14 protein-coding genes are annotated in these 17,555 nt (G+C 43.9%); 4 read left to right on the forward strand and 10 right to left on the reverse strand.

Features of this window, described 5'->3' with window-relative positions; genetic code table 11:
- On the reverse strand, positions 1-1,605 hold the full coding sequence (locus MCUP_RS07905; protein WP_148230974.1) for a long-chain-fatty-acid--CoA ligase: 1,605 nt from the start codon (positions 1,603-1,605) through the stop codon (positions 1-3).
- Positions 1,606-1,759: 154 nt separating this feature from the next.
- Here MCUP_RS07905 and MCUP_RS07910 point away from each other — a divergent pair, with 154 nt between their 5' ends.
- Genes MCUP_RS07910 through MCUP_RS07920 form a run of 3 tightly spaced genes read left to right on the forward strand, consistent with a single transcriptional unit; the run spans position 1,760 to position 5,866 of the window.
- A complete protein-coding gene (locus MCUP_RS07910; protein WP_013738280.1) occupies positions 1,760-2,968 on the forward strand; it encodes an acyl-CoA dehydrogenase family protein in 1,209 nt (402 codons plus the stop codon).
- A gap of 10 nt (positions 2,969-2,978) precedes the next feature.
- Entirely contained in the window at positions 2,979-4,934 is a 1,956-nt protein-coding gene (locus MCUP_RS07915) for a 3-hydroxyacyl-CoA dehydrogenase/enoyl-CoA hydratase family protein (protein WP_013738281.1), read from the forward strand.
- Positions 4,935-4,939: 5 nt separating this feature from the next.
- On the forward strand, positions 4,940-5,866 hold the full coding sequence (locus MCUP_RS07920) for a zinc-binding dehydrogenase (RefSeq protein WP_013738282.1): 927 nt from the start codon (positions 4,940-4,942) through the stop codon (positions 5,864-5,866).
- 95 nt (positions 5,867-5,961) lie between these two features.
- On the opposite strand, the gene MCUP_RS07925 is transcribed toward MCUP_RS07920, so the two are convergent.
- The 5 genes from MCUP_RS07925 to MCUP_RS07945 form a co-directional block, all read right to left on the reverse strand.
- The gene (locus MCUP_RS07925) at positions 5,962-6,495 is read right to left on the reverse strand and encodes a Zn-ribbon domain-containing OB-fold protein (protein WP_013738283.1); all 534 of its coding nucleotides are present in this window, start codon (positions 6,493-6,495) and stop codon (positions 5,962-5,964) included.
- Positions 6,492-7,682 carry a thiolase family protein gene (locus MCUP_RS07930; protein WP_013738284.1) on the reverse strand — a complete coding sequence of 397 codons (1,191 nt, stop codon included), beginning with the start codon at positions 7,680-7,682 and terminating at the stop codon, positions 6,492-6,494. Before MCUP_RS07930 ends, MCUP_RS07925 begins: the two co-directional genes overlap by 4 nt.
- Positions 7,683-7,715: 33 nt before the next feature.
- The gene (locus tag MCUP_RS07935; protein WP_013738285.1) at positions 7,716-9,467 is read right to left on the reverse strand and encodes a S9 family peptidase; all 1,752 of its coding nucleotides are present in this window, start codon (positions 9,465-9,467) and stop codon (positions 7,716-7,718) included.
- Positions 9,468-9,530: 63 nt separating this feature from the next.
- Positions 9,531-11,156, reverse strand: coding sequence for an AMP-binding protein (locus tag MCUP_RS07940; protein ID WP_048057609.1), 1,626 nt, complete (start codon positions 11,154-11,156; stop codon positions 9,531-9,533).
- Between the two features lie 96 nt (positions 11,157-11,252).
- On the reverse strand, positions 11,253-12,842 hold the full coding sequence (locus MCUP_RS07945) for an APC family permease (protein WP_013738287.1): 1,590 nt from the start codon (positions 12,840-12,842) through the stop codon (positions 11,253-11,255).
- Positions 12,843-13,034: 192 nt separating this feature from the next.
- Between MCUP_RS07945 and MCUP_RS07950 the strand changes: the two genes are divergently transcribed.
- Positions 13,035-13,604, forward strand: a complete 570-nt coding sequence (locus MCUP_RS07950; protein WP_048057610.1) for a carbonic anhydrase — start codon at positions 13,035-13,037, stop codon at positions 13,602-13,604.
- A gap of 6 nt (positions 13,605-13,610) precedes the next feature.
- On the opposite strand, the gene MCUP_RS07955 is transcribed toward MCUP_RS07950, so the two are convergent.
- The 4 genes from MCUP_RS07955 to MCUP_RS07970 are packed head-to-tail and all read right to left on the reverse strand — an operon-like array spanning position 13,611 to position 17,445.
- The gene (locus tag MCUP_RS07955) at positions 13,611-14,615 is read right to left on the reverse strand and encodes a 3-hydroxyacyl-CoA dehydrogenase family protein (RefSeq protein WP_083808578.1); all 1,005 of its coding nucleotides are present in this window, start codon (positions 14,613-14,615) and stop codon (positions 13,611-13,613) included.
- Entirely contained in the window at positions 14,612-15,898 is a 1,287-nt protein-coding gene (locus MCUP_RS07960) for a phenylacetate--CoA ligase family protein (RefSeq protein WP_013738290.1), read from the reverse strand. The genes MCUP_RS07955 and MCUP_RS07960 overlap by 4 nt, the downstream gene beginning before the upstream one ends.
- Positions 15,888-16,277: a Zn-ribbon domain-containing OB-fold protein gene (locus MCUP_RS07965; RefSeq protein WP_013738291.1), complete on the reverse strand. Its 390-nt coding sequence runs from the start codon at positions 16,275-16,277 to the stop codon at positions 15,888-15,890. The genes MCUP_RS07960 and MCUP_RS07965 overlap by 11 nt, the downstream gene beginning before the upstream one ends.
- 4 nt (positions 16,278-16,281) lie before the next feature.
- Positions 16,282-17,445, reverse strand: coding sequence for a thiolase domain-containing protein (locus MCUP_RS07970; RefSeq protein ID WP_013738292.1), 1,164 nt, complete (start codon positions 17,443-17,445; stop codon positions 16,282-16,284).
- Between the last annotated feature and the right edge of the window lie 110 nt (positions 17,446-17,555).

The raw sequence follows: 17,555 nt of genomic DNA on the forward strand, positions 1-17,555 counted from the left end.
CTATACCTGAGTCCTCAAAGTCTTTTTATCTATCTTGTTCGTGGAGGTTTTAGGGAACTCCTTCAAGAAAACGACCTTATCTGGTATCCACCACTTTTGCAGTTTACCCTCCTCGACTTTTTCCATTAAGAACTCTACGATCTCTTCTTCTTTCACTTCTCCCTTTGGAACTATGAACGCAACGGGCCTCTCGCCCCATTTTTCATCTTTCACCCCAACTATGGCGACCTCACCAACTTTAGGATGAGTCGATATTATATCCTCAAGTATTAACGAGGGGATGAACTCACCTCCGCTCTTAATTGCGTCCTTATCTCTGTCTACGATCCTGATGTAACCGTATTTGTCCACGACCGCTAGATCACCAGTGTGAAGCCAGGAGTCTTTCCACAACTTGTTAGTTCTCTCCTCATCCTTGTAATAAGACCTGGTTAACCAGGGGGCTCTAGCTACTATCTCACCCACGGTCTTCTCGTCTCTAGGGACGTCTTGGCCTCTCTCATCAACCACTCTTATCTGAGCTAACGGTATAGGAACGCCGGTCTTGATCTGCTCCAAAAATCTCTCCTCCTCATTTAGCCTTTCCACTAGGGAGTTGTAATATCCAACGGTAAGGACCGGTGCAGTCTCTGACATGCCGTAACCTACAGCGATGTTTATTCCCATTTTTCTCGCCAAATGGGCTAATCCGCTTGGAAGTGCGGCGCCCCCTATCATAACTTTCCAGCCCTTGAACAGATCCTGATTCTTCTGGGCATTCGGATGAGAGAGAATCATGTAAAGTATTGTAGGTACCATAGCGGAGAAAGTTACATGCTCCCTCTTCATTAGTTCAATTTCCATTGCCGGATCATATCTACCAGGCAAAACGTAGTTTGACCCAACTAACATAGTTACGTAAGGGAAACCCCACTGATGTACATGAAACATCGGTACTAAAATCATAAAGTTATCCTCCTGTGATGACCTAAGAGGGGGCTTTGAAGTCGTTAAGGCTACGCTCATGGAGTGTAGAACCAGGTCACGATGTGTAAACCATACACCCTTAGGATCACCAGTAGTTCCTGAAGTGTAGAAAACTGTAGCCTGCATGTCCTCCTTGATCTCTTGTTGCGAAAGACGTTCTCCGCTCTCCTGTAATTCCCAAAAATCATACGTGGGGAAGCTTGTCTTAATCTTTTCTTTATCGTCATTATAAGTTATAACCCCCTTGAATCTCGAGAGTAAATTCTTCCCCTTCTCTAGCAGGGGTACGAACTCGTCCCTAATTATAACCCAACTGTCCTCAGCGTGAAGCACCGTCTTAAGAATAAGTTCAGGAGGATATCTTACGTTCACGGTGTGCAAAACCGCTCCTATCATAGGGACGGAGTAATAGGCGGTCATGTAAACGTCAGTATCCCAATCTACAACCGCAACTTTGTCCCCAGGTTTGACTCCTATCTTTATAAGAGATTGGGCGAAGGACTTTACATTTTCGCTAAATAAGGAGAAACTATATCTCCTTCTGTCTCTATAAACTATCTCCCTGTCAGGGTACACAGATGCACCGTAATCAAGTAACTTATCTATTGTTAAATTATAGTTATAGAATCCCATGCGTATAATATTTTTTCTTAACATTTAAGTTTAGTTATAAATATTTCCTATGTATAGAACATTATCATATATGAACCACTTGGTTAAAGTTTTCTACTTACATTAGAATATGTAGAGCTAAATTTTATATTTTCTTCGATATATCTGTACTCGACCCAATTTGTTTCCTTTCGAAAGTTTTCAAGATTTTGAAATAAAGATTTCAGAAGATCACGAGCTGTTTAGGAGGGCCGTACGCGAGTTTGCAGAGAAGGAGATTCTGCCTAACGTTATGAAGATAGAGAGAACGAACGAAATCCCGGAGGAGCTCTATCAGAAGGCTAAGGAGATGGGTCTCATGGGGGTAGGTATCCCTGAGGCTTACGGTGGTCAGGGTGGAGATATGTTAATGACTACTATTGCAAATGAAGAGTTGTCTAGAGTTTCTCCCGCTTTTATGGTTAGAATTGGTGCGAATCATCTATTTACCACGCCAGTACTAATTTTCGGAACCGAGGATCAGAAAAGGAAATATGTGACTAAAGTAGCTAGGGGTGAAGTGTTTGCAGCTCACGCTAACACTGAACCAGGAGCAGGAAGTGATGTAGCTGGAATAAAGACCACTGCAAAAAAGGAAAACGGTAAGTGGATAATAAACGGAAGGAAATATTTTATTACAGGCTCGGACAAGGCCGCGTTCTTAGTCGTTTCAGCTAGGACTAGCCCACCTCCCAGCAGGGAGGAAAGATGGAAGGGAATAACTTTCTTCATAGTTGAAAGAGATTGGCCTGGAGTGAAGATAGGAAGTAAAATAAACGTAATGGGATTGAGAGGGGAGCAACCTAACGAGGTTATATTAGATAACGTGGAAGTTCCGGAAGAGAACGTGTTAGGAAAAGTGGGAGAGGGATTCAAAGTTGCGGTCACCACTTATGACAGAGGGAGAGTGGGTGTTGCGGCCCAGGCAGTCGGAATAGCGCAGGGAGCCTTCGAGAGGGCGTTCAACTACTCTTTTCAGAGACAGGCTTTTGAGAGACCTTTAATTGCGTTTGAAGGAGTAGCTTTTAAGCTAGCGGACATGCTAGCTCACCTAGAGTCAGCTAGGTTATTAACTTATTGGGCGGCCACGCTAGCTGAGAAAAATCATAACTTGGCTGTGACTGCAGCCTCATTAGCTAAAATGATCTCAACGGAAGTGGCGGAGCAGGTTTCCTCTTTGGCGATAAAAATACATGGGGGAGCTGGAGTTGAAGTTCAAACTGGAGTTGAAAGGTATTTGAGAGACGCTATGATAACCACCATCTATGAGGGAGCTAACGACATTCAAAGGATAATGGTAGTTAGGGATCTAGTGAGGAAAATCATAGGAAAGAGTCTCGATATGACGTGAGGTCCTGACATTGAAGGTAACTGTCGTAGGTTCTGGTGTAATGGGACACGGAATAGCTGAACTCGCCGCTATAGCAGGTAACCAAGTATGGATGAACGATGTATCAATAGAGATCCTAAATCAAGCCTTAGAGAAGATAAAGTGGAGCCTATCTAAACTAAAGGAATCGGGGTCTCTGAGGGAGGACTTACAGAACATCCTTTCTAGGATAAACCTAGAGGTTGACCAGGCTAAAGCTCTTAAAGACGCAGACTTCGTGATCGAGGCGGTAAAAGAGGACTTGGAACTGAAGAGGAAGATTTTCTCTAACGCCGAGAGATACGCCTCTCCAAACGCAGTCCTAGCTACTAACACAAGTTCTCTTCCTGTCTCTGAGATAGCTGATGGGGTGAGAAATAAATCCAGGCTAGTTGGGATTCACTTCTTTAATCCACCAGTACTCATGCCTTTAGTCGAGATAATTAAGGGAGTTGATACTTCAGAGGAAACAGTAAGATCCGCAATAAACTTTGCCAGATCTTTGGACAAAGAAACGATAATAGTGAAGGACATACCAGGTTTTTTCGTTAACCGAGTGCTATTGAGGATCATGGAGGGAGCGTGTTATATCTTAGAGAGAGGGAAAGCTAGCGTAGAGGAAATAGACTCCTCGGCAATAGAGGACCTAGGTTTTCCAATGGGAGTTTTCATCTTGGCCGACTACACAGGCCTGGACATAGGGTACAGCGTCTGGAAAGCGGTAAGCAGCAGGGGATTTAAGATGTTTCAATGCTCATCAATGGAGAGGCTTGTCAATCAAGGGAAGCTAGGGGTGAAGTCCGGTTCTGGATATTATTCATATCCTGCCCCTGGAAAGTTCATCAGACCGAACCTTCCTAAAACTACAAAGAAATTAGGTCTTTACTTGATAGCGCCTGCAGTTAACGAAATTGCAAATTTACTAAGCGAAAACGTAATAAATAAGGAGGATGCAGAAAAGGGATGTGTATTAGGTCTAGGTCTACCTAAGGGGGTTCTTACTTACGCTGATGAGCTGGGCATAGATCTGATTGTGAATGCTCTAGAAGAGATGAAGAGCAACACCAACATGGATCACTTTGAACCAAGTGATGTTTTAAAAACCATGTTGAGGGAGAATGAGCTCGGGAAGAAAACTGGTAAAGGCTTCTTCAACTATGGGACTGAGGAGAGAACTTTCACCACAATAACGATCAGAGTGGATCCACCAATCGGTTGGATTATTCTCAACAGACCCTCCAGATATAACGCGATTAACTCAGTTATGATTAAGGAAATTAGTAAAGGTTTAGACGATCTAGAGGAAAACGAGAAGGTTAGAGTCGTTGTATTAACTGGACAAGGCAAGACGTTTAGTGCCGGAGCGGACGTCGTTGAGTTCAATTCGTTAACTCCAATGAAGGCTATGTTAGCGTCGAAGAAATTCCATGAAGTCTTCATGAAGATACAATTTCTAACTAAACCTGTGATTGCTGCGATCAACGGTTTAGCGCTAGGTGGAGGATTGGAGTTAGCTCTCGCATGCGACATTAGGATAGCCTCATCGACAGCAGAAGTTGGTCAGCCTGAGATCAACTTAGGTCTCATTCCAGGAGGTGGAGCCACCCAAAGACTCTCAAGGATAACTGGAGGGAGAGGGCTTGAGATAATCCTCACAGGGAGAAGAATAAACGCCGATGAGGCGCTTCAATTTGGAATAGTAGATAAAGTAGTTAAACCTGAATCTCTAGAAGATGAGGTGAAAAAGCTAGCAGAGAATGTAGCTGAGAAGTCTCCCTTAGCTTTAGCCTCAGCTAAGTTGGCTTACCGTATAGGGCAGGAAACTAACATATGGGCGGGAACATCATACGAATCGAGTTTATTCGGGTTGCTGTTCAGCACGAAGGATTTTGAGGAAGGAGTTAGAGCATTCGTTGAAAGGAGAAAGCCAAAATTCAAGGGTGAGTAACTTTGATGACTAAAGCCGCAGTTTTAAGGAAATTTGGAGAGCCGTTTACAATAGAGGACATTGATGTAGGGGAAGGCAATCCTGTTGAAGTTAAGGCTTCAGGTATCTGTGGAAGAGACCTAGTTGTATGGAAAGGGGGATTTAAGAACCTAGTTCCGCCTCTGATTTTAGGCCATGAGATTTTTGGGGAATCACAAGGTAACTCAGTTGGAGTTTTCGGCATGGAGACTTGTGGTGAGTGCAAATACTGCAGAGAAGGGAAGGATAACCTATGCGTGAAGGGGAAGCTATTAGGAGAATGGAGACCTGGAGGTTACTCAAAGGTCGTTATATCAAGTGATTTATTTAGGTTACCTGATTCTCAATACGAGAAGTACGCCGCGGCAGTTTGCCCTGTAGCTACCGCAATCCATTCGGCTAAGGTCGGTAAAATAAGAAAAGGAGACACTGTTCTGGTTACAGGTGCAGGAGGGGGTGTGGGGATTCACACTATACAGTATCTTAAGCATATTGGAGCCAAGGTTATCTCACTGACCTCTCCAACTAAACGGGAAACTGTCTCAAAGTTTTCAGATCAGGTCGTGTATAAGATAAGCGAGATAAGAGACGTTGACGCCGTGATAGAGTTGGTAGGGAAGGATACCATAAACGACAGTTTAAAAGCACTGAGGAGAGAGGGATCGTTAATTCTTGTTGGGAACGTGTCTGGTAGCGAGATCTCATTAATCAGACCGGCTTTGACTATTATGAGGGAACAGAGAATAATAGGTTCGGCCTCATATACTAGGTCTGAGGTGATGGAGGCCGTAAAGCTGATTCATGAGGGTGTGATTAAACCTTTCTTTAAGAGCTATCCTTTAAACGAAGTCAATAGAGCTTACTCAGATATAATCCAAGGGAAGGTCATAGGTAGGGCGGTTCTACTATCTTAATTATAATAGTAACAATAAATTAAGAAATAAAACTGATATCGTGAGTCGGTGAGGAACTTTCCTCTACTTTTTAATGTCAAAAAAATTTAAACTAATTAAACTAGTACTAGTTTATAAGTGATATAGCCCTCCTCTTCCCTCCTCTCCACTTCAAGTCTAACCTTAGCTCCTACTCTCAGCTTGTCCTTAGGCCCGTCTATCCATGCAGTAACGCTAGTTCCTTTGAAAGATGCTATTCCAACTACGTAGTCTGAGTAGTGACTGAATGAGGGAGGCTTAACTGATATCACTGTATAAGTTATCACTTCACCTTCTCCCTGAATTTCAACCCAGTCTAAGTTAGAGATTCTGCAACTTGGACAGTCGTCCTGTGGGGGGAAGAATACCTGACCGCATTTGGGGCACTTCGTCGCCATAACCTTACCCTCAGTCATCTTTTCGAAGAACTTATAGATCCTCTTAACAGGTATCTGATATCTTAAATCTAATTCCCTAACGTCAGACCACAAGGGATTGCCAGTCTTAGGCTCCGGATAGATCGGTAAACCTGTCATTTTAGTGAGCGAGTCTAGTTGCTTTAGAGCTTCCTTTATTTCCCTTTGTTTGGCCTCTCTAACGTCTGAGATCATAGTCCAGGCCTCCTTGTAGAGAATAGAGTTACGTAAGCGTAATGACCTGTTCCCCCTACGTTGTGAGCCAATGCCCTGCCATTTCTGATCTCAGCTTGCATAGCCTTATTAGGTGCACGGTAGAGGAGCTGCCTAGTGAGTGAGACCGCCATACTCACTCCCGTGGCTCCTATTGGATGACCCTTAGCCTTAAGTCCTCCATCGACGTTAACAGGAATTTTACCCCCTACGTAAGTTTGATCCTCCCTAGCTAAAATAACCCCTTCCCCTCTCTTAGCGAACTTTAGATCCTCGTAAGCTATAACCTCGGCTATGGTGAAGCAGTCATGCACGTCCGCCACATCTATCATCTTCGATGGGGAGTCTCTATCAATATTAGCTCTCTTATATGCCTGATCTGCTGCTACCCTAGCGGCGTCAATGCTCGTGAAATCAGTCCTTCTCGAGAGATTAGCCGTTCCTGATCCGACTCCCTGAGCCTCAATCCAGACCGGAGAGTCAGTATACTTCATAGCGACCTCCTCAGACGCAAGGACCACCGCCGCTGAACCGTCGGTTATTGGAGAGGAGTCAAGTAACTTTAATGGCCAGGCTACCTGTCTTGACTTAAGGTATTCCTCCATTGTGATTTCCTTTTGGAAGTGAGCGTAAGGATTTAAAGAGCCATAGTGATGAGCTTTAATAGCTATCTTCCCTAAATCCTCCTCCCTCATGCCGTACTTGTTCATGTACGCGGTTGCGTAAAGGGCATAATATCCAGGAAAGGTCAGACCGAAGTTCTCGAACTCCCAGAAGTAGTTACCAGCCCTACCTATCATTTCAACTACTGTGGGATTTGGAGATTGATGCATTTGCTCAACTCCCACCGCCATAGCTATGTCAACCTCTCCCGACTTCACAGCCATGTAGGCGTCCCTCAAGGCAGCACTTCCAGAAGCGCAGGCTGCCTCCACTCTCATCGTACCGCTAGGAACTAGGTTACAATACTCTCCAATAACTACCGCAGGTAAGGGTTCAGCACTCCACGTTCCTACGTTTCCTACAGAGAAATACTTTATGTCCTTTTGTTCCACGTTAGCTTCCTCGAGAGCTTGCTTTACAGCTTCCCAGGCCAACTCTTGTAGATTAACGTCTGTCCTAGATCCAAACCTAGAATGTCCAGTTCCTATTATTGCTACGTTTGTCATAGTAGATTGTCGATTTAGTAGATTTTAAACTCTCTACTTAAGATGGGCATTGAACCACTCCAATTTGACGCTAAGCCTATGAATCATGTTTTCCGGCCTTCCCTTTCTAGCGTGTTCATGTCCATCTCCTTGATATCTAACCAGCTTAGCCTCAACTCCTCTTGATCTGAGGGCTACATAGAACTGTTCTGCCTGTTCGATTGGACATCTATAGTCCTCCTCTCCGTGAATTAACATGGTAGGAGTTTTAACTTTCCCCACGTGGTATATAGGAGACATCTTCATCAATTTGTCCATCGACTCAACTGTCCATGGATCCTCTATACCAGATTCGATTGCGTTAAACCAGAATCCTATATCGCTCGTTCCGCACATGCTAACCAGGTTGGAGATGCTCCTCTCGCTAATAGCCGCTGAGAAAACGTCGGTTTGAGTTACTATCCAATTGGTCATGAACCCACCATATGATCCACCAGTGACTCCAATTTTCTTAGTCAAGTTGTACTGTTTCTTCACGTCTTGAACGAATTGTAGCAGCTCTTGCATATCTCTTCCTCCCCAATCTCCAACACATCTTCTAGCGAAGTCTTCTCCATATCCTTGACTACCTGATGGGTTAGCAAAGATTACGTTAAATCCGTTCTGAGCAAAGAATTGAAACTCGATAAAGAAGGAGTACCCGTAGGCCGTGTGTGGGCCTCCATGAATGAAAAGGATGGTCGGATTGTCCCCAGTTATTATTCCCCATCCCTCTATTGAAGAGGCTACTTTTTCAGGGATAGCTCCTTTAAAGTTTGGATTAGGATCGTATATTTCGTCTTTACGAACTAAGAGAGAGGGCTTGTCAGGTCTGGTTAAAGAGTAAACTAAGGATTCGCCATCGTAATCAAAAAGTCTAACGACGTGCTGTCCATGTGTTAATTTCTCTGTTTTTCCATCTGAAATCCTGTAAATGTTAACCTCTCCCCCAATTTGACCTAGAGTTAAGATCTCGTCCCCTCGAAAGATAAGTCTCTCCTTAGCTCCGTCGAAGATATCGGTCAGGACAGTAGAACCGCAAGTATTGCCGCAAACGAATCTCTTCCCCTCTTCGGGAAGTATAACTTCCCTAATTGCCCAAGGTAATTTACCCCTATCGTGACCTAACATTGCTACCTCTCCGTTCTCGTTCATTGTCAGCGCAACGATACTCCCTTCCTTTTCTGTAATCCTTTTCATCTCCCCATTATCGAGATTCAGTTCATAGAGAGCGTTAAGACCGACATCATCATCAGGTTGAGAGGTTGAAACCACGATCCTCTTCCCGTTTGTAGAGAAGTCAGTGACGTCAAAATCTCCTTCAATCACCTTCCTGAGTTTATTATCGAACAAGTAAAGAGAGGTTCTGGTTCTCAAAAGTCCCCTACCATCGAATCTGTACTTTCTCTTACTCGTAACTAAAGGAGCGTCCTTTTCGGCCTTTGTCAGTGGATCCTCTCCTAATATTAATAAGCCTTTTCCATGAGGTTCGTACTTCAGTACCTTTCCTAACTCTACGACTTTCTGAGGTTCTCCATATAGAGATTGTCTCATTAGTGCACTCGATCCCTCGCTCTTAACGTAATACAGATCGTCTCCTATGAATTTAGGTAGACTTATCTTCCCTTCTAAAATAGGTTTGTCTTTAAGATAAACAGTTGTCACGTAGTCGTTATCTTTAATCCTTGTTTCCCCATATAGCAGGCCCAGTCTCTCCAATCTGATTTCAGATATTACCTTTATGGAATAGGCTTCTCTCGCGTCCACAAATAGAGATGGAGCGTATTTATTAATTATTTACGATGGGGTCACTCCTACGAGGTATAGGAATCATAACTTCTTAGATTCGGTGGCTTGCTTCCTCAAAAGATACTTTTGAACCTTTCCTGTGGACGTCATGGGGATTCTATCGAACTCCACTACTTTAGGACATTCAAACTCTGCTAATATGCTCTTGCAGAAGTCAATTACCTCACTGGGAGTTAGCTTCACTCCTTCTTGAGTCTCTATCCTGGCTACGACCTTCTCGCCCTTCTCCTCTGGGATCCCGTACACTGCCACCCTCTTTACTCCTGGAATTTCCATCAGGGTCTTCTCAACTAAAACGCTTGATACTCTTCCTTCTGGAGTGAAGATTAGATCTTTAAAACGATCTATAACCTCTACGTAACCATCAGGATGAACTACCGCCGCATCACCCGAATGGAACCAACCTCCCCTGAAGGACTCCTCAGTCCTCTTTGGATCTTTGTAGTAACCAAGAGCTACGTTATTGCCCCTCATCACCACCTCCCCTATGGTTCTGCCGTCCCTAGGAACCGGCTCGTCATGAGGATCCAAAACGTCCATTTCGAAACCGACGTAGGGGACACCCTGTCTGGACTTTAACTTGGCTTGTTCCCCTATTGGCAAGGAGTTCCACTCTTCCTTCCATTCGCAGATTGAGTGGGGACCGTATGTCTCAGTTAGACCGTAAACGTGACACATGTAACCTCCTAACTCTTGAACTGTCCTAAGAGTGACAGGAGCTGGTGGTGAGCCTGCTACGATCATATGGATTTTCCTATTAAACTTTAGATCGTTTTCCTTCATGTAATTTACCAAGTCTATGAACAGAGCAGGAGGTCCGCTCATGTGACTTACTCTCTCATTGCGAATCACGTCATATACGGTCTTAGGCTCCACCTTATCTAAGTACACGTTAGTAGCTCCGACAGCAACAGTAGCCCAGGCGAAGCCCCAAGCAGCTGCGTGAAACATGTTTAATGTCCAAAGGTAAACCGAGTTTAAATCAAGCTGGTGTTCTAAAGCCTCCATTACTGCGTTAAGGAAAGCTCCTCTATGGTGGAGCATGACTCCCTTTGGTAGTCCAGTGGTGCCTGATGTGTAATAGATCCCAATAAGGGAGTACTCCTCCTTAACAGGTATTGGAATCTCTGAGAAGGATCCTAATCCCAAGAATTCCTTAAAAGTCGTCACGTCCTTTTTGGCTGACTCATTTGCTATTGGATTTTCATTATTCTCAATTAGAACTAACTTAGCTTTTATCTCCTTCCTTATTTCAGCCAAGTTAGCTAAGAACGATTCCTCTACAATTACGACCTCTGACTCAGAATGATTAATAATGTAAGCTATCTCTTTTGGTGAAAGTTTAGGGTTTATCGGAACTAAAACGCCATTCGCGTAAGGAACGCTATAGTACAACTCCAAGAATTCCGGTCTATTGCTAGATATTATTGAAACCTTTCCTTCCCTTTGAAGCCCCAGCTTTAAAAGAGAGTTGGCTTGAATCATTACGTCCTTATAAAAGTCCTGATAGGAGAGCCTCTTCTCTTTATAAACTAGGGCAGTTTTATCCTTGAAGTACTTCCTCATCCTCTCCAAGAAGACTAAAGGCGTCAGCACAGTATACCATGACTTCGTTTTATCAACTCCAGGATAGTTGGGGGACTCCATCACTTCACAATTCTTCAATAGTTGAACTAAAATAAAAATTTTACTGAAATTTCTTGTTGTTGATTTTTTATAGATAAATTAATAATTTAATATAAATTACTCCGGGGGGATCTCTTGAAATATAACGTTCATGTCTAGACCCTTCTTTTTAGACAGCATGGAGGATATGGCGTATATGGCGAGTCCCATCCCGTAGATTAAGACTAAGGAAACGATTGTATCAATGTTTATGGGAAGAACTACAGGGTTGTTCCAGGTATAGGCTAACAAGAAAACTATGAAAGCGAAAACCAAGCTTCCAACTATGGTCACCACTGGCACTCCTGCAACCTTCCTCTTCTCTGGAAAAGTTCCGTTATATACGTTCTTCCTCAGGTAAGGCATTAATGCCGCAGATAATGCAAAGACTCCGTAACCAATTTCAAAAATTACGGTCACATCTACTAATGAGACCGGAGTGTTGAATACGTAAAGTAATACCCCCGCAATCCCTATTGCAGTGACCACAAGGGTGGCCTTTATAGGGGCTCTTGCTCTCTCGTTAACGTCAGCCAACCACTCTGGTAAAACCCTGTCAAAGGACCATGAGAACAGATACCTGACCATCCCTGTTACTAAAGGAGGATTGCTGTAAAAGTTAGGGAGCCATAGAGCCAGAAACATTATCAGGTAAAGAGGAAGACTATGAGTAACAATGAAAGCGAAGAAAGGAGTGAAATCTCCTATACTTTGAAGTTGGTTATACACCGTGTCGTTCGCTCCTGAGAAGCTTATGTAACTCCAGGAAGTTAGAAAGTTAGAACCGAAAGCGCGAAGATTAATAAACGTGAATAAAATGTAGTATAAAGCAATTATTAGAATCGAAACGACGGTAGCATAGAGGACGTTCTTCCTTACCTGTTTCATCTCGCCGGCCCAAGACAGCGGAAGGTTGTACCACGTATAATAGTACCATATCACTGGTCCTGCAAGAAAGGTGGCGTAAATTGGATTAAACGTCTTCAATCCGTTAGATTCGGCGTCAGATATGACCTGAGAGTAAGCGTTTGAAACTCCAGTATAAGAAGAGAGCGCATGGGCGAAACTGGATGGGGTAATCTGCAAAAGACTTACGAACATGATTATTGTTGATATGAAAGTTATCACTCCTGAAACTAACACGAATCTCCATTGGGCTCTTGGAAGCGAAGCTAGAACTGAGGAAAGTAACACAATTATTAAGCCCACTGAAACGCTGCCAGCAGTTCCAGAAAACCAGGAACCTACGTTAATGAGAACCTGGCTATGATACGCTAGACCCAGTCCAGAGAACAAGTAGCCGAACCATTGTGCCCCAAGGTAACTGTAATATCCTAAGGAGAGACCGAACCCTACAAAGAGACCAAAGTAGTTCACAAACCCTACCACTGGATGAACCGCCCTGCTATTGAACACGTAATCCCCACCCGATCTGGGCATCGCTATGCCAGCTAAATAAAACAGGTATGCGGTGCCCAAAGTAGGGAAGAGCGTTATGAGAAAGGCCAGAGGCCAATTAGCACCTGGTGCGGTAAAAAGCCAGCTTAATATTAAAATTGGGACTCCCCCGGTGACCAATCCGAAGGTAGCGAACATGGATGACCATGGACTTACTTCTCTCACTAAACCGGAGGACTCCCTTAGAAAGAGGGTCTTCTTTTCATCCATTTCCGATTAACGAGAGATCAATCTCAGTAATTTTAAGTTTATCCTACAAAAGACACTCCTCAATATTAAACTGGATAATATCCTAATATTCAGTCCCACGGGAGATCTGCTCCTCTGTGTTTTAATATAACCTGTAAAGTATAAGTTTATTTAAATAATAAAAATAAAAAGGTCTAATAGAATACTTTTCTTATGAGAATAGTCATATCCTGTATGGATAGGAGATTAAACAAGTTTTTAGAAAAGAACTATAATGACGGGGAAACCGTCTTCATCAGAAATGCTGGAGCTAATATCAATTCTCTGAAGGAAACGAAAGCTCTAATTAAAAAAGCGGATGAGATAATCATACTACCTCACACCGACTGTGGAGCTATGGGCGTAGTTGAGAGAGCCTTAAATGGAGAGAAGTTGCCTAATGGCCTTGATACTTTAATCTCTCCCTTCTTAGGAAAAGGGAAACTAACGAGAGCACAGCTTGAGCAGCTTAATCCGGTTGTCCAGGAGACGGCTTTAAAATCCTTAACTAACGCTAAGATCACATCAAAACTCATCAGAACGGAGGAGCTAAACGCTCCGCCCTCAAAAGACAACGTAGCCGTGATGACCTTACCATCTACAAGGAGATATTCTGAATTTGTTCCAAAAGAAATGATGTATAAAACCTTCATTATACAGAGTCAGGGGAACGACGGGGAGATAGACGCGCTGATCGCTAAGGAGTTCCTGAATGTGAGTGAAATAAAGAGGATAACATTGTAATTAATTTTATAAACCGAATTTTTTCCCAAGTTCAAGGATTCCATTATGTAGGCCAAGCCCTAACTTTATCCCAGTCTCCAGTTCGTTCTCGTTGACTACACCTTGTGAGATAAGCCATCTAGCCTCCTCTACAGCGTCCTTAATGAGGATCTTTGGATCAGGTCCTCTATTGGCTCTAACCTCGGGCTTACCCTTACTCCAATCATAAAACCCTTTCCCTGATTTTCTACCTAGCTTACCCTGCTTAACCATTTCCGCAAGAACCGGACAATTGAAATCAAAACCTCTTTTCAATGCCTCCTTTGATATGTCGTAGTTTACGTCCAAACCAGTATAGTCAAGTAACATTATGAGTCCTAAAGGCATTCCAAGTTCATTCATAGCAACATAATCTATCTCCTCAGGGGTGAAGTTTGATAGCATCGAACATGCTGAGATGAAAAGCTTAAAGAGAACTCTATTCACTACGAACCCGAACACGTCCTTCCTTACAGGTAACGGAAACTTATTTATTGACCTAACTAGTTCTATAGCCTGGTTGAACCATCTGTCTGAGGTGTGATCTCCTCTTATCACTTCGACTAGTTTCATGAGAACGGGTGGATTGAAGAAATGCATACCTAGAAACCTCTCTGGCTCCCTCACGTATTTAGAAAGTTCAGAAATTGGGAGAGAGCTGGTATTGCTCGCTATGATGCTATCGTTCAACTTTGACACTTTCATCAAAACGTCAGCTTTTACATTGATATCCTCAAATACAGCCTCTATAACCAAGTAAGAGTCGGCCGAATCGACCAGGCTAGTAGAGACTGAAATCCTCTTCATCACTTCATCAACGTCTATCGTACTGTCCTTCTCTTTCAATTTATTTAATGACCACTTTATGTTCTCAATGGCTCTTCTTAATGCCTCTTCCTTAATATCAAAGAGAGTTACGTCATAGCCTCGCATTGCGAAGACTTGACCTATTCCGCTTCCCATTGTGCCTGATCCCACTACGTAGATCTTCACTTCAACACCACTCTCTTAGCCTTCCCCTCAAACCTGGGCAATGTCCCAACCGAAACGAAGTCCACCTCTGGACTCACGAAGGTTACGTTCTTTATTTCGTTGATGATCCTCTTTCTGAGGTCCTCTGAGGGAGAACTAGTCTCGATAAGGAGGAGAAACTTCTGAGGTTCCTTGGTTACTACCATTTGATACTCCGACACCTCAGAGTATTTCATTAACACCTCATTGACCGCTGTCGGATATAGCTTAACGCCCTTGTAAAATATGACATCGTCCGACCTACCCTTCATTACAGATACTCTAGGATAGGGTATGTCGTCCTCACTCTCAACTAGCTTGGTTATGTCTCTCGTCCTGTATCTTAGGAGAGGCATACCCTCCCTGGTCAAATGAGTGATCACGAGCTCTCCTTCCTCCCCCTCACCCAATACCTCACCTGTCTCTGGATCTATGATCTCGATCAGGAAATGATCGGTCCAAACATGCATGTAATCGTGAGAGTCAAAAGGGCATTCCTGAGCTACCCCTGGTCCTATAGCCTCGGTGAGGCCGTAAATTTCTCTAGCACCACCTCCTCTTTTAGTCAGACCTAATTCCTTCTCAATCCTCCTAAGCATCTCGGGAGTCATAGCTTCTGCACCTGGAATTGCAAGCCTTAGCTCTATATCCTTCTCAGGATCTAGACCTGCCTCCCTCATCTTCTCAGCCACAACTAGCTCATAAGAGGGAGTTCCAGTTATAACCGTAGCGCGAAAGTCCTTTATTGTCTTCACTAACGCCTCGGTCCTTCCCGTACTCCAAGGTATGACCTTAGCGCCTATCCTTTGAGCTCCTAGATGCAGACCAATACCTCCTGTGAACAGACCGTATCCGTAAATGTTAGCTATTATGTCCCCTTTGGTTACCCCTGCAGTCCTTAAGCTTCTAGCAACCAAGTTAGCCCACAGATCAATGTCGGCCTGAGTGTATGCACCGACTGTGGGAACTCCGGTAGTACCGCTGGTCATGTGCCATCCAACAAGCTGTTCTATGCCAACTGTAAGGAACTCCCCGCCATATGGATACGCTTTCTCTCTTAGGTCCGTCTTAGTTGTGAAAGGTAACTTTTTTAGATCGTCTTTACCTCTCACATCCTCAGGGGTCAATCCCCTCTCCTTAAACATTCTCCTGTAGAACGGACTAGCTTCGTAAACCCTCTTTATCACTCTCCTTAACCTAAACTGCTGGACTTGCTCTATTTCCTCTTTCGTTAGAGATCTTGGGTCCGTTTCGTCATAAATCATGAACCTCACCTATAACCCTTCTTCCATCACTCGATAGAACCACGGATGCTCCTATTTTAGGAATGCCCTTGATCCAGCACATCAAATCCACCCCTTCTTTAGTTCTCACTATGCCTATAACGTAATCCTGTTCGTTTTCAAAACCTTGTGGTTTAGCCTTAACTACGGTGTAGGTCATAAGTTTTCCCTCATTTGAGAGCCTAATCCAGTCTAGTTTCGAGTTCATACAAACTGTACAATCCAGTTGAGGAGGATAATAGATCGTACCACATCTTTGACAGCGTGTAGTCCAAATCTCGCTTCTAGTTAAGCCCTCCCAAAACTTTTCGTATCCCCTCTCTGATAATGTGTACCTTAACTCAAGAGGGATACCTTCCATGAGATCACCTCGAAAGTACAGTGACGTATGCGTAATGCCCTGTTCCTCCGACGTTGTGAGTCAACGCAACGTATTTCTTGAAGCTGTGTTGAAGTGAACCCGCCTCCTCCCTTAACTGCTTCGTAACTTCGTATATCATTGATAAGCCAGTAGCCCCCAAAGGATGCCCCTTAGCTTTCAATCCACCAAAGAGGTTGACAGCGACTTTACCGTCCTTCTCCGTTTGTCCCTCCCTTAAAAGTTCCGCTCCCTTCCCCTTCTCTACAAACCCTAAGTCCTCATAGGCCATGATCTCGGCTATCGTGAAGCAATCGTGAACTGTGGCGTATTCTATATCCTGAGGTGACCTTTTACTCATAGTAAAGGCCATATTGGCGGCGTCCCTCGCTGCTCTTAATCCGGTCCACTCTCCTCTTCTAGCTATGGCGGACGTGTCGCTCCCGTAACCTATACCCTCCACCCAAACAGGCGAGTCCACTTTAAGCTCTCTTATTTTTTCCTCTGAGGCGAAAACGACAGCTGCAGCTCCGTCACTTATTGGCGAGGAATCCAGAAGTTTTATTGGCCACGATATGATCCTGGACTTGAGCACGTCCTCCACTGTGACCCTATTCCTTAAGTGGGCCTTTTCGTTCATTGAGGCGTACTTATGAGCCTTAACCGACGCAAGCGCCATGTCCTCTTCTTTAGTTCCGTAGACCGCCATATGCCTAGTGGCGTAAAGGGCGTAGTAAGAGGGAAAAGTAGTACCATACATGTGAAACTCCCATTGATAGTTACCTCCTCTACCTCCTATCGCAAGAGAGGTGGAAGTGTTCACTTCCGTCATCTTATCGAAACCGATTGCTAGAACTACATCACTCATTCCTGAAGCTATCGAATTAATGGCGGTGAACGCTGCGGCGGATCCGGTAGCGCAGGCTGCCTCCACTCTCATAGGTGTCTTGCCTACTAGCGAAGAGTACTCTGAAATTGGAGGTGCTGGGTAGAGCTCAGCACCACGATAAGCAGTACTCCCCGCAACAACGAGGTCTATATCCCTCTGTGAGACCCCCGCATCTAAGAAAGCCTCTTTGATGGCCTCCCAGGAAAGCTCCCTAACAGATACATCGTCCCTCCTTCCGAACTTAGACATGCCAACTCCTATAATTCCTACTCTCCTTTTCATTACGATAATTTTTCATTGGAACTATATATGTTTTCTTGATAATTTATATAACTTAAAACCTATGTATGTTGTTAACTATTGATCAGAAGAACTTTCATTAAGCAAGATCG

Origin of the sequence: Metallosphaera cuprina Ar-4 (assembly GCF_000204925.1) — an archaeon.
Taxonomy (GTDB): domain Archaea; phylum Thermoproteota; class Thermoprotei_A; order Sulfolobales; family Sulfolobaceae; genus Metallosphaera; species Metallosphaera cuprina.